Raw genomic sequence first — 12586 nt, forward strand, 5'->3', positions numbered from 1 at the left:
TCACGTGACATCGCTGCGGGACCGGCTCATCGCCAGGCGCCCCGCCGACGACCGCGCCGGCGACAACGAAGTCCGGCACGTCGCCGGCGCCGCGCTGGCGCCGCTGCCGGCGTACTGCGACGTGATCAACGCCCATCTCGACGACGTCGTCGGCCACACCGCCGAGGCCGCCGAGTCGATCGTCGCGCAGCTGGTGCGCGTCGACGACCTGGCCGAGCAGACGGCCGGCAAGGTCGGCGGGCTGGCCGAGGCGCTGGAGCAGACCCGGCGCCAGGTGGGCGAGGCCGGCGAGGCCAACGCCCGGCTGGTCGACCGGCTGGTGCGGTACTTCATCGAACGCGACCACCAGGTGCGCCAGCTCGTCGAGCAGATGCGCGACCTGCGCAGCCACGTCGTGGCCATCGAGGAGGTCGCGCGGGCCACGAACATCCTCGCGCTCAACGCCATGATCGAGGCGGTGCGCGCCGGCGAGGCCGGGCAGGGCTTCGCGGTCGTCGCCGACGAGGTCCGCAAGCTGGCCGAGCGCTCCGCGGGGGCGGCCGGCGGCATCGGGGTGAGCCTCTCCGACCTCACCGCCCGCCTCGACGCGGTGCTGGAGGACGACAGCGGCTTCGACCGCGTCGCCGACGCGCCGGCCGAGTGCCCCAGGGCGACGAGCGCCATCGCCCGCCGCCTGGCCGAGATCGCCGAGGCGCAGCGGGGCGTCGCCGCCATGATGGAGCAGGCCCTCAACGACACCGTGCGGGCCGCCGACCAGGTGCGGTACAGCTCCGACGCGCTGACCACCGAGACCACCGGCGCCGTGGGCCACGTGCAGTTCCAGGACATCAGCCGCCAGATGATCGAACACGTCGCCGGAGCCGTGGCCGACGTGCGGCGGGCCGCCGACGACGTGCACCGGTACCTCAACCACGACCTGCCCGCCCAGGAGGTGCTCGGCCGCGTCGTCGACGTCGACGATCTGCGGCACCGGCACGTCATGGCCCAGCAGCGCTCGACGCACGGCACCGCGGTGGGCGGCGCCGCGCACGAGGCGGGGGCGGCGCCCGCGGCGATCGAGCTGTTCTGATGCCGCTACGGCGTCAGGATCTCGTGCCAGTCGCGGATCTCGTAGCCGGCCACCACGCCGTGCACCACGAACGGGTCGCCGGCGACGAACTCCTCGGCGCTCTCGCGCGTGCGGAACACGGCCATCGAGCCCTGGGCCTGCGGGTCGCCGAACGTGCCGACCATGAGCAGGTCGCCGCGCGCGTGGAACGCGTCGAGGCGCTGCCTGTGCGCCGGGAAGTGCGCGGGCGCCTTGGCGGCCACGTCCGGCGCCGAGGTGTAGAGCACGACGTACTTCACGCCACCGCCCCCAGCCGCGCCGCGTAGGCCTCCAGCGTGCCGGCCCAGGCGCCCGGCTGCTCGAACGTCGCGCGCATCGCGGCCGCGTCCGCGCCGTAGGCCTCGAGGCCGCGGTGCTCCAGCCGGACCCGGGTCCGCCGCTCGGCCTCGGCCACGAACCGGACCTCGACCGTGGTCACGAGATCGTCGTGGTACTGCCAGTCGGCCCCGATCTGCCAGGTCACCTCGAACCGGGCAGGCGGCTCCCACGCGGTGACGACGCCGGTCGACGTCTGCGAGCCGTCCTGGTGTCTGGTGTACCAGCGCCCGCCGACCCGCGGCTCGATGACGATCTCCTCGATCGGCGCCGACCCGATGTGGTGGCGGGCCGGCCACCACGCGGTCATGTCCGCCGTGAACACCTCGAACGCCCGCTGGGCGCTGACGCCGACGACGATCTCGCGCCGGACGGGCTGGACGGTCTGCAGCATGTCAGTGGTCCTCCTCCTCGGGGGCGAGCCGGTCGCCGAACGCCTGCAGGGCTCGCGCCCACACGCCGTCCAGGTGGGCCCGCAGCAGCGCGAGGCCCTCGGGATCGGCCTGGTAGAGCCGCCGCGTGCCCTCCTGCCGGTCGAGCACCAGCCCGACGTCCTTGAGCACCCTGAGGTGCTGGGACACCGCCGGGCGGCTGATCGGCAGCGCGTCCGCGAGCTGCCCGACGGGCAGCGGCCCGTGCGAGAGCCGGTCGAGGATCGACTGGCGCATCGGGTCGCCGAGCGCGGTGAGCATCGCCGTTATGTTCGTCATCGCGAACCGTAAGCTACCACTTACCATTCGGCCGGTCAAACCCGTTGCCGACCGGCGCCGCGGCGGAGCATGATGTCACCGCACACCCGGTGCGCAGGCAGCCGTTACTTCCGCTGTTCACGGGAGACGCGGGTTCGAATCCCGCCACCGCCCTCGGGCGGTGTCGACCAGCGGCCCAGGTCACCAATGGCCGAAAGGCCAGTCACGGCTGCCGCTTCGACCTCGGGGGTGCACCCGACGGTGCGGTGTAGCGTGACACCGTTACCCTCGCCGGGGGGCGACAAGGGGCCGCCCACCTGGAGGAATGCGAACATGATTGCCAGCCGTCGGGTGCTGCTCGCGGTTCTCGTGTCCAGCTCGCTCGCGTTCACCGCGGCCTGCAGCGACGACAAGGCCGACTCGAGCGACAAGGGCGGCACTCCCGCGGCGAGCGCCAACGCGGCGGCGGAGAACGCGAAGGACCCGCGCACCGCGCTCACCGACGCGTTCAACCGGCTCGCGGGCGGCCCGGCGAGCTACACGACGTCGATCCAGACCCCCGGCAACGCGGGCAGCAAGCTGACCGGCTCGACCGACCCGTCGAAGAAGTCCCACACCGCGAAGATGACGGTGACGTCGGCCGAGCTGCAGACGAACGCCGAGGTCATCATCGTCGGCACCGACGTCTACGTGAAGATCGGCCGCCAGGTGCCCAACGTCGACCCGAAGAAGTGGATGCACGTCGACGGGGCGAAGACCTCGCTGGCCAAGATCGGCCTGGGCAACCCGGAGGACCCGGCCGGCGTGAAGGGCTTCGCCGACGCGATCGTGTCGGCCGAGCGGACCGGGCAGGACGCGTACAAGGGCACGTTCGACCTGACCAAGCGCCCGCTGCCGACGCTGACGCCCGAGATGGTCAAGCAGATGGGCGACGCCGCGAAGTCCGTGCCGTTCGAGGCGACCGTCAAGGACGGCTACCTGGCCACGCTGTCGTTCAAGACCGCGGCCGTGGGCCGCCAGGTGCCGCCCGTGACGTCGTCGACGACCTTCAGCGACTTCGGCAAGGCCGTGAAGATCGCCAAGCCGGCCGCGAACGAGACCCAGGCCGCCCCGGCGTCGTTCCTGTCGCAGTTCGCCGGATAGCCGGCGCACGCGCGCCGCGCTGCGGTTGACTGGCAACCGTGGCGACGCTGCGCACTGTCGAGTTCTGGCCGCAGACGGGTCTCGCGGGCGCGCGCTGGGCCGAGGGCCCGGACGAGGACGCCTTCGTGCGCAGCGCCCGCACGATCGGCGAGCGCTACAGCGAGGGCATCCGACCGGCCCGGGTCCGGGCGCGCCACCCGCAGCTGCGGCTGCACTGCTTCCCGCACGAACCCGGCCGTGGCGAGGTGCTGGTGACCGTGTTCACCGAGCCGATGGACGGCTTCGAGATGGCCGGCGTGACCCTGCCCGACGGGGTGGCGGCGCTGTCGAGCACGGCGCGGGCGGCCCTCGCGCTCGACGTCATGCACGCGGCGGCACTGCGCATGGCGCAGGCGCGAGGCTGGGACCCGGCGGCCTTCGCGGCCGCCCGGGCGCACGTCGTGGCGCACGACCTGCGATTCCGGTGGACCGGGCCGGCGAAGAGCGCTCCCGGGCGCCGGTACACCGCCCGGCCTGTCTGCACCATCAGCGACGACGGGCTCGGTAGGCTCGTCGTGGAGATCCGGCGAGTCCCGGACGGCACCCTGGTCGGCGCCTCCGCCGAGATCGTGACGCCCGGATCGGAGCGCACCTTCCGGCGGGTCGCGCGCACCCTGCGCTGGCGGGACGGCGGCACCGTCGAGATCAACCCCGGCGAGCGGTGGCACTCGACCAGGGTCGAAGAGCCGCCCCCGCTGACCGTCCGCGCCGAGGGCGCCAACTCGCCGGAGTCGGTCCCGCGAATCAATGTCATCGGCGGGTACTCCGACGATGCCGTGCCCGAGACGTACTCGACGGCCCTGCACCTGCTCACCGACGAGCTGGGCGGGCCGCAGTGGACGACGTGGTGGTCCGGCGCGCCGGACGACGTCCTCGAGATCTCCTACGACCTGATCGCGCGGGGCCCCGCCGGCATGACCGCCCGCCGCGGCGGCAACAAGCTCCGGGTCCGCCTCGACCGGCCGCTCGCGGACATCCTGGCCGCCGGCGACCGCGTCGCCCTGGCCCGCGCCGACGTCGAGGCCGTGCTCGCCACGGCCCGGCGTCGCGCCGGACTCGGCCCACACCCGCAGCTGCCCGACCTGGCCCGGCTGGCCGCCGGCACGACGGAGCGGATCGAGGCCGACGCCGCCCTGATCCGGCGGATGCACGCGGTGCTGGACCGCCTGGCCGACCGGCTGCCGGCCCAGCTGCTCGCGAGCCTGCACGCCGAGCTCGACGACGGCCGGACCGGCGACGTGATGTCTGCGGTGCGCAGCTGGCTGGCGCATCTCGGCGTGCCGGTCACCGAGGCGGAGCGCGCGGAGTTCGAGGCCCTCGCGGCCACCTGGCGATGACCGCCGGGCCACATGCCGTCCGGCCGAAGCATGTGAGATGCACGGATGGCTCCGCGTCGATGGTCGGGCTAGCTTCGCCAGCAGCGAAAGGAGTCCCCATGCGACACCGTATCCGAGCGGGCGTGGCCGTCACCGCGCTGCTGCTCACGACGCTGGCCGCCGCCCCGCCCGCGGCCGCCGCCACGAACCCGTACACCACCGCCCCGGTGCCCGGCTCGCTCGGCCGGTACCACGTCTCCGCCGTGTACGTCGCCGGCGTCTCCTCCGGCGGGTACATGGCCACGCAGCTGCAGGTCGCGTACTCCGCCCGGATCGCCGGCACCGCGGTCTTCGCCGCCGGCCCGTACTACTGCGCGCAGAACAATGTGGCCCAGGCGCTCAACGGCTGCGGGAACAACATCTCGCCGACCTACCTGAGCAACCTCGAGGCGTACACGCGGCTCTGGGCCTCGTACGGCTGGATCGACCCGGTGCGCAACCTGTCGGGCAAGCCGGTCTACATCGCCCACGGCAGCAACGACACCAGCGTCAAGCAGTCGGTGAACGACGACCTGGCGACCTACTTCCGCGACTTCGGCGCCTCCGTCCGCTACGACACCGCCACGCCCGCCGGGCACGCCTGGGTCACGCCGTACGGCCCCGTCGCCTGCGCGTCGACCGCCTCGCCGTACCTCAACGCCTGCGGCACCGACCCGCAGCGCGACCTGCTCGGCAAGCTGTTCGGCACGGTCGCCGGGCCGAACACCGGCCCGCTGCGCGGCACGCTGGTCAGGTTCGGGCAGAGCGCGTACGCGGTCAACGGCTCCGCGCCCGGGCTCAGCATGGACGCGTCCGGCTTCGCCTACGTGCCCGCGTCCTGCGCGGCCGGTCAGAGCTGCCGGCTGCTGGTGGCCCTGCACGGGTGCGTGCAGGGCTACGGCGCGGTCGGCACGGCGTTCCTGGACCGGGCGAACCTCAACCAGTATGCCGACACGAACAACACCATCGTGCTGTACCCGCAGGCGGCGGCGTCCGGCGTGAACCCGAACGGCTGCTGGGACTGGTGGGGCTACCTCGGCGCCACGAACTACCCGATCAAGGGCGGCGCCCAGCTGGAGACCATCATGAACATGGTGCGCCAGCTGGGCGGATGAGCCGGGGGAGGCCGGCATTCGGCGGGTTCTCAGGTTCGGCCCGGCACCATGTGGGGGGCACCGCGTGACGGTGCCCCCCACGTGGCGAAAGGACCCCGCATGGATCGGCGGACCCTCCTGCTCGCGGCCGGCGCCGCGGCCCTCAGCGGCTGCGGCGGCCCCGAACCCGGCCCGGCGGCGGCGCCGGCCCCGGTGCCCAGCGGCCGGGGCAGCGCGAGCGGCCCGGCCCCGAGCACGGCCGGGCCGTCGCCGAAGGCGCTGCCCGCCGAGGTCGCCAGCGGGCCCCGGGACGTGCCCGCGGTCGCGCTGACGTTCCACGGGCAGGGCGAGCCGGGCGTGGTCGGCGGGCTGCTCGACGCCCTGGCCGCCGAGCACGTCAAGGTCACCGTCCTGGCCGTCGGGGCCTGGGTGCGCCAGCAGCCCGCGCTGGCCCGCCGGGTGCTCGACGACGGCCACGAGCTCGGCAACCACACCCTGAACCACGCCGACATCAAGGCGATGAGCGACGAGCGCGCGTACGCCGAGATCTCCGGCTGCGCGCAGGCCCTGCGCGAGGTCAGCGGCTCGATCGGACGCTGGTTCCGGCCCTCGCAGACGCAGCACAGCACCCCGCGGATCCAGGCCCAGGCCGGGCGGGCGGGCTACGCGACCTGCCTGTCGTACGACGTCGACTCCCTCGACTACACGGACCCCGGCGCGGACAAGGTCGTCCGGGCCACCCTCGACAACGTGCGCAACGGCTCGATCGTCAGCCTGCACTTCGGCCACGCGGGCACGGTCACCGCGATCCCGAAGCTCCTCGCGGGCCTGCGCGAACGCGGTCTGCGCCCCGTCACGGCCACGGAGCTGCTCGCGTGAGGACCCGTCTCGTCATCGGTCGCGTCACTGCCGTTTCGGTACTGCTCGGCGCCCTCGTCGCCGCCTGCTCGTCGGCCAAGAGCCAGGACGAGCACCCGGCCGGCCCCGGCGACGACAACGCCCCCGCCAACATGGCCGGCATGCCCGGCATGAGCGGCGGCCCGCAGCCCAGCGGCGGCGCCGCCACCAGCCCGGGCCCCGGCCTGCCGGGCATGCCGGCGCTGCTCGACCCGCACGACGTCTACGCCGCCGACCGGCCCAATGCGTTCGCCGAGCAGGTCCGCAACGACCCGGCCCGCATCTACGTGCCCAACCTCGGCAGCAACACCGTGTCGATCATCGACCCGGCGACGTTCAAGGTCACCCAGACGGTCAAGGTCGGCGGCGGCCCGCAGCACGTGGTCCCGTCGTGGGACCTGCGCACCCTGTGGGTCAACGACAACACCGGCAACTCGCTCGTGCCGATCGACCCGGCGACGGGCACGTTCGGCAAGGCGATCCCGGTCGACGACCCGTACAACCTGTACTTCACCCCGGACGGCAAGTACGCGATGGTCATGTCCGAGGCGCGGCACAAGATCGTGTTCCGTGACCCGCACACGATGGCGATCGTGCGCGAGCTGACCGTGAACTGCTCGGGCGTCAACCACGCCGACTTCTCGCCGGAGGGGCGCTACTTCATCGCCACGTGCGAGTTCTCCGGCGACCTGATCAAGGTCGACGTCGCCAGGCAGGAGGTCATCGGCCAGCTGCACCTGCCCGGCGACCACGCCATGCCGCAGGACATCAAGATCGCGCCGGACGGCGGCACCTGGTACGTCGCCGACATGCACACCTCCGGCGTGTGGATCCTCGACGGCGACCAGTTCAAGGTGCGCACCTTCCTGGCCACCGGCGCCGGCGCGCACGGGCTGTACGTGAGCCGCGACTCGAAGTACCTCTACATCGCCAACCGCGGCGAGGGCTCGGTCTCGCTGCTGGACTTCGCGACCGGCACACTGGCCGCGAAGTGGAAGATCCCGGGCGGCGGCAGCCCCGACATGGGCGGTGTGTCGGCCGACGGCACCGTGCTGTGGCTGTCGGGCCGGTACAACGGCGAGGTCTACGCGATGTCCACCACCGACGGCCACCTGCTGGCGCGGATCAAGGTCGGCACCCAGCCGCACGGCCTGTGCATCTGGCCCCAGCCGGGCCGCTACTCCCTGGGGCACACCGGCATCCTGCGCTGAACCACCGGCGTCGCACCAGGTCAGACGTGGGGGAGCAGGTCCTGGTGGCCGACGACGCCGAGCAGCTCCAGCCGCTCGGCGGCGTCGGTGCCGACCGCCGGGGCGAACCACAGCAGGCGCTGGCGGCCGTCCTCGGAGAACAGGTTCAGGCAGTTGACCTCGATGGTGCCGAGCGAGGGGTGGACGATCCGCTTGCGCTCGTCGCGGCGCACGGCGACCTCTCGCTGCTGCCATCGCTCGGCGAACTCGGGCGATCGGTCCAGCAGCGCGGCGACCAGGTCCTGGGCCTCCCGGTCGCGGCTGTCCCGCCGGGCCACGGCCGCGCGCAGGTCGGCGGTGAACGAGCGCGACTGGTGGTCGTGGTCCTGCCGCGGGTACAACTCCCGGGAAACGGGATCCGTGAACCACCGGAACACGAAGCTCCGGCTCGGGCCCTCGAAGTGCAGCTGGTCGCCCAGCAGCGCCGTCGCGAGGCGGTTCTGCACGAGGGTGACATGCAGATCGGTGATGACCTGCGCCGGCGTGGTGGTGAGCCGGTCGAGCAGATCGAGCATGCCCGGGTGCACGTGGGAGGCGGGGCCGCCGGCCACCGGGACCGGGCGCCCGGCGAGGTGGTACAGGTGGTCGCGCTCGTCGATCGTGAGCCGCAGCGCCCGTGCGAGGGCGGCGAGCATCTGCTCCGAGGGCTGGGCGCCCGCGCCGCGCTCGAGCTCGATGTAGTACTCCACGGAGGCTCCGGCCAGCAGCGCCACCTCGTCGCGGCGCAGCCCCGGCACCCGCCGCCGCGGCCCGGCCGGCAGCCCGACGTCGGCGGGGCGGATGCGGTCACGGCGCGATCGGAGGAACGCGCCCAGCTCGGCCAGGTCCATGCCTCCAGTGTCTCCCGCGGGCTGGACGCGAGACAGGGGATGGCGTCCCCCCGGTAAGCGGCGTCTGTATCCCGCCCCGCCCGACGCCCACAGTGGTCCCCATGACCACAACGACAACCGGCCGCGTCGCCGTCGTCACCGGCGGCTCCCGCGGCATCGGCCGGGCCGCGGCCGCCCGCCTCGCCGCCGACGGGCTGAAGATCGTCGTCGCCTACGCCGGCAACCACGCCGAGGCCGCGACGACCGTCAAGGAGATCGAGGCGTCCGGCGGCGAGGCGATCGCCGTGCAGGCCGACGTCGCCGACGAGACCGCCGTGGCCGCGCTGTTCGACCGGGCGGAGGCGGCCTTCGGCGGCGTGGACGTCGTCGTGCACGCCGCCGGCCGCATGCACCTGCAGACCATCGCCGAGCTCGACCTGACCGAGTTCGACCGGCTGCACCGCACCAACGTCCGCGGCACCGTCGTCGTCGACCAGCAGGCCGCGCGCCGCGTCCGGCCCGGCGGCGCCATCATCCAGTTCTCGACGTCCATCGTCGGGTTGCAGTTTCCGTCGTACGGCCCATACGCCGCGACCAAGGGCGCCGTCGAGGCGATGACGCTGATCCTGGCCCGGGAGCTGCGCGGCCGTGACGTCACCGTGAACACGATCGCGCCCGGCCCGACCGCGACCGCCCTGTTCCTCGACGGCAAGGACGAGGCCACCATCCAGCGCCTGGCGCAGCAGCCGCCGCTGGAGCGCCTCGGCACGCCCGGGGACGTCGCCGCCGTCGTGGCGTTCCTTGCCTCCCCGGCCGGCCACTGGGTCAACGGCCAGACCATCCGCGCCAACGGCGGCATCGTCTAAGTCCTGAAAGGAATTCGTCATGCCATTCGCGAACTTCAAGGTGCCGGCGGGCACGCTGTCCGACGAGCAGAAGCAGCACATCGTGAGCACCGCGACGGACCTGTACGTCCAGCTGTACGGCGAGATCGCCCGCCCGAACACCCTGATCCTGATCGACGAGGTGCCCGACGGCGGCTGGGGCATCGGCGGCCGGGTCCTGACCGCTGCCATGATCAACGGCGACACGCCGTCTTGAAGCCGACGCAGCGCTCGGCCGGCCGCGGCGCGGCCGCGGGCGTCACCGCGCCGATCGGGTCACCGGCGCGCAGATGATCGCTTGCCCGCGAGGATGTATTCGTCGTTGCCGCGGATCACGACCTCGATGCGGCCGTCGGTCGAGGAAGCGAGGCGGCCCGGCTCGACCCCCACCGTTGCGGGTCCGTGACGAGCGACGACGCCGCCGCCTCGGCCTGCACCCGGAACGGCTCCGCCGGTCACCTGCTCGCGGTGTTGCAGCAGGAGGAGGATAGCCATCAACCGGTCAGCTCGCACACCGGCGACACTCCCACAGGAAACCGGTCAGGAGGTGACCGGTATCGGTCGGCATGATGCCGGCATGATTCTTGATTTTCCCGAGCCCACCCTCATGTCCGTCAACGGTGTGCAGCTCGAAGTCTTCGAAGCGGGCCGAGAACATGCCGCAAGGCCCATCGTGCTCTGTCACGGCTGGCCGGAGCACGCCTATTCCTGGCGCTACCAGGTGCCGGCCCTGGCCGCGGCGGGCTACCACGTCATCGTCCCGAACCAGCGGGGGTACGGCAACTCGTCCCGTCCCGCCGAGGTGACGGACTACGACATCGAGCACCTGTCGGGTGACCTCGTCGCCCTCCTCGATCACTACGGCTACGAGGATGCCACCTTCGTCGGCCATGACTGGGGCGCATTCGTCGTCTGGGGCCTGACCCTGCTGCACCCGAACCGGGTCAACGGCGTGGTAGCGCTGAGCCTGCCCTACCAGGAGCGCGGAGAGATGCCCTGGATCGAGGGCATGGAGGCCGTGCTCGGCGCCGACTTCTACTTCGTCCACTTCAACCGGCAGCCGGGCGTCGCCGACGCCGTGTTCGGGGAGAACACGTTGCGGTTCCTTCGGAACCTGTACCGCAAGAACGTGCCCCTCGCAGCGCCTGGGCGGAACGACTGACGGCATTCGTGCCGGATGTGGAAGTGGTCAGTCTGGACTGCGGTCACTGGATCCAGCAGGAGATGCCGCAGGAGACGACCGAGGCGATGCTGAGGTGGCTGGATCAGCGGGAGGCCGCCCGCCGTGCTCTCGAGGAGTCAAGCGTCGGCGGTGCTCGACGTGTGCGGCGGCGAGGATGAGGTAGGCGCTCGCCGTCCACGTGTAGGCGCGGTCGCGCAGCCCGGCGCCGGTGCGGGCGTTGAAGTTCTCGGCGAACCCGGACCGTTCGCACAGCGCGCGGAAGCGGGCGCTGACCTCGTCGGCCAGGCCGGTGAAGCCGGCGCGGCGCAGGCCGTCCTCGATGAGGACGGTGGACGGCGCCCAGATCGGGCCGCGCCAGTAGCCGTCGTCCTGGTACAGCCCGGACGTCGGCCGCTCGGTGGCCAGGCCGTGCTCGGTGAGGTGCTCGCCGATCCGTTCGGCGAGGCGGTCGCGGACGGCGGTGGGCAACTCGTCGCCGAGGACGACCGGCATGAGGTACAGCAGGCTGTCGGTATTCCAGGTGTGTCCGGTCCCGGGGCTGCGCGCCACGAACCGGTCACCGGCCCACAGCTGGTCCAGCAGCGCGGCACGGAGCCGGTCGGCGCAGCTGTTCCAGGCCGCGACCTCGTCGTCGAGCCCGAGGTCGGCGGCGAGGTCGGCGAGCTCGCGGGCCTGCAGGACGAGAAACGCGGCGAGGTCGGCGCTCTGCACGACCCGGGCCGGGTCGAACAGGGTGGCGTTGTCCCAGCCGCTGTCGTTGCCGTGGTGGTAGTGCGGCAGCTCTTCGCCGGGGGCGCGGCGCACGGTGAGCCAGAATCTCGTCCAGCGCACCAGCTGCCCGTAGACGCTGAGCAGTTCGGCTCGGTCCAGGCCGGGCAGCCGGTCGCGGAGCCGGGCCAGGGTCCAGCCGTGGATCGGTGGTTTGACGAAGTTGTAGAGCACCTCCGAGTGGGTGATCGAGTCGGGCAGGCCGCCGGTGTCGTCCTGGTGGTCGAAGACGATCCGGAACTGGTCCCAAGCCAGGTCGGGGTGGCCGGGGGAGAGGGCGAGGGCGTTGAAGCAGTGGTCCCAGCTCCAGACCTTGTCCATCCAGTGCTTGGACATGAGCACGGCCGGGCGGGTGACGAACCCGGTCGGGGCGACGGTCGCCGACCACAGCACGTAGGCGGCGAGCTCCGCCGCGGGGGTGGTCTCGTCCCGCCACGGCGCGACCGCGTCGGCGAACGCGGCGAAGCGCGCGTCGGCGGCCTTGACGGCCTCGTCGAAGCCCAGTGCCGGGCGGTACGGCGGCCGATCGGCGGCGTACTCCTCGAGGGCGATCTCCCACGGGCTGTCGCCGAGGACGACGCCGCGTTCGGCGGTGCCCAGCGCCTGGGCGCCGCGGACGTCGGCGTCCTCGCCGGTCAGGACCGTGATGCGGTACCGGCGGCCGGTGCCGTAGTCGGTGAACACGAACGCGCCGTCGAGCGGGTCGCGGTAGCTGTAGGTGCCGGCGAACGGGGTGAGGGTCGGCGCGGCGGCGAGGATCGCGAGGCCGAGCCCGGCGCCGCGAAGCCGGACGGTGTCGGGCGTCTCGTAGGTCAGCTCGACGCGTCCGGTGTCGTGTGCCCATGCCAGCCGCGCCGGGTTCGCGACGAGCGTCGCCGCGGGCGTCGCCGGGACGAGCCGCAGGACGGCGTGCATGCCGTTCTGGTGCGACACCAGGTGCACGTCGTCGGCGACGATGCCCTCGGCGATGACCGGGGAGAAGCCGAACCAGGAGCCCGGATGGCTGAACGGGATGTGGTGGATCGGGAACACGTCGGCGCTCATTTCGATGG

15 protein-coding genes are annotated in these 12586 nt (G+C 72.7%); 9 read left to right on the top strand and 6 right to left on the bottom strand.

The features are described 5' to 3' along the window. The first annotated feature begins 4 nt into the window (after window positions 1–4). Window positions 5–1069, top strand: coding sequence for a methyl-accepting chemotaxis protein (locus ACQP2P_RS21020; protein ID WP_433618397.1), 1065 nt, complete (start codon window positions 5–7; stop codon window positions 1067–1069). A 5-nt stretch (window positions 1070–1074) separates the two neighbouring features. Here ACQP2P_RS21020 and ACQP2P_RS21025 read toward each other — a convergent pair whose 3' ends face one another. The 3 genes from ACQP2P_RS21025 to ACQP2P_RS21035 are packed head-to-tail and all read right to left on the bottom strand — an operon-like array spanning window position 1075 to window position 2133. Continuing rightward, the gene (locus ACQP2P_RS21025) at window positions 1075–1347 is read right to left on the bottom strand and encodes a YciI family protein (RefSeq protein ID WP_433618399.1); all 273 of its coding nucleotides are present in this window, start codon (window positions 1345–1347) and stop codon (window positions 1075–1077) included. Beyond that, the gene (locus tag ACQP2P_RS21030; RefSeq protein ID WP_433618401.1) at window positions 1344–1817 is read right to left on the bottom strand and encodes an SRPBCC family protein; all 474 of its coding nucleotides are present in this window, start codon (window positions 1815–1817) and stop codon (window positions 1344–1346) included. The genes ACQP2P_RS21025 and ACQP2P_RS21030 overlap by 4 nt, the downstream gene beginning before the upstream one ends. 1 nt (window position 1818) lies before the next feature. Beyond that, the gene (locus tag ACQP2P_RS21035) at window positions 1819–2133 is read right to left on the bottom strand and encodes an ArsR/SmtB family transcription factor (protein WP_433618402.1); all 315 of its coding nucleotides are present in this window, start codon (window positions 2131–2133) and stop codon (window positions 1819–1821) included. Between the two features lie 312 nt (window positions 2134–2445). On the opposite strand from ACQP2P_RS21035, the gene ACQP2P_RS21040 reads away from it, so the two are divergent. The 5 genes from ACQP2P_RS21040 (at window position 2446) to ACQP2P_RS21060 (ending at window position 7851) form a co-directional block, all read left to right on the top strand. After that, on the top strand, window positions 2446–3255 hold the full coding sequence (locus tag ACQP2P_RS21040; RefSeq protein WP_433618404.1) for a hypothetical protein: 810 nt from the start codon (window positions 2446–2448) through the stop codon (window positions 3253–3255). Between the two features lie 38 nt (window positions 3256–3293). Then, window positions 3294–4631, top strand: a complete 1338-nt coding sequence (locus ACQP2P_RS21045) for a hypothetical protein (protein WP_433618405.1) — start codon at window positions 3294–3296, stop codon at window positions 4629–4631. Between the two features lie 98 nt (window positions 4632–4729). After that, window positions 4730–5764 carry an extracellular catalytic domain type 2 short-chain-length polyhydroxyalkanoate depolymerase gene (locus ACQP2P_RS21050; RefSeq protein WP_433618407.1) on the top strand — a complete coding sequence of 345 codons (1035 nt, stop codon included), beginning with the start codon at window positions 4730–4732 and terminating at the stop codon, window positions 5762–5764. A 99-nt stretch (window positions 5765–5863) separates the two neighbouring features. Continuing rightward, window positions 5864–6622: a polysaccharide deacetylase family protein gene (locus tag ACQP2P_RS21055; protein ID WP_433618409.1), complete on the top strand. Its 759-nt coding sequence runs from the start codon at window positions 5864–5866 to the stop codon at window positions 6620–6622. Further along, entirely contained in the window at window positions 6619–7851 is a 1233-nt protein-coding gene (locus tag ACQP2P_RS21060; protein ID WP_433618411.1) for a YncE family protein, read from the top strand. The genes ACQP2P_RS21055 and ACQP2P_RS21060 overlap by 4 nt, the downstream gene beginning before the upstream one ends. A 20-nt stretch (window positions 7852–7871) precedes the next feature. Here ACQP2P_RS21060 and ACQP2P_RS21065 read toward each other — a convergent pair whose 3' ends face one another. Next, window positions 7872–8720: a helix-turn-helix domain-containing protein gene (locus ACQP2P_RS21065; protein WP_433618413.1), complete on the bottom strand. Its 849-nt coding sequence runs from the start codon at window positions 8718–8720 to the stop codon at window positions 7872–7874. A gap of 101 nt (window positions 8721–8821) precedes the next feature. Here ACQP2P_RS21065 and ACQP2P_RS21070 point away from each other — a divergent pair, with 101 nt between their 5' ends. After that, complete coding sequence (locus ACQP2P_RS21070; RefSeq protein WP_433618414.1) at window positions 8822–9565, top strand: SDR family oxidoreductase; 744 nt, start codon at window positions 8822–8824, stop codon at window positions 9563–9565. Window positions 9566–9584: 19 nt separating this feature from the next. Then, window positions 9585–9800: a tautomerase family protein gene (locus ACQP2P_RS21075; RefSeq protein WP_433618416.1), complete on the top strand. Its 216-nt coding sequence runs from the start codon at window positions 9585–9587 to the stop codon at window positions 9798–9800. A gap of 59 nt (window positions 9801–9859) precedes the next feature. On the opposite strand, the gene ACQP2P_RS21080 is transcribed toward ACQP2P_RS21075, so the two are convergent. Beyond that, complete coding sequence (locus ACQP2P_RS21080) at window positions 9860–10078, bottom strand: hypothetical protein (protein ID WP_433618418.1); 219 nt, start codon at window positions 10076–10078, stop codon at window positions 9860–9862. 82 nt (window positions 10079–10160) lie between these two features. Here ACQP2P_RS21080 and ACQP2P_RS21085 point away from each other — a divergent pair, with 82 nt between their 5' ends. Continuing rightward, window positions 10161–10745: an alpha/beta fold hydrolase gene (locus ACQP2P_RS21085; protein WP_433618420.1), complete on the top strand. Its 585-nt coding sequence runs from the start codon at window positions 10161–10163 to the stop codon at window positions 10743–10745. A 27-nt stretch (window positions 10746–10772) separates the two neighbouring features. On the opposite strand, the gene ACQP2P_RS21090 is transcribed toward ACQP2P_RS21085, so the two are convergent. Beyond that, entirely contained in the window at window positions 10773–12578 is a 1806-nt protein-coding gene (locus ACQP2P_RS21090) for an amylo-alpha-1,6-glucosidase (RefSeq protein WP_433618422.1), read from the bottom strand. Window positions 12579–12586: the final 8 nt, after the last annotated feature.

This window comes from Dactylosporangium sp. CA-139114 (assembly GCF_050955725.1).
Classification (GTDB): Bacteria; Actinomycetota; Actinomycetes; order Mycobacteriales; family Micromonosporaceae; genus Dactylosporangium.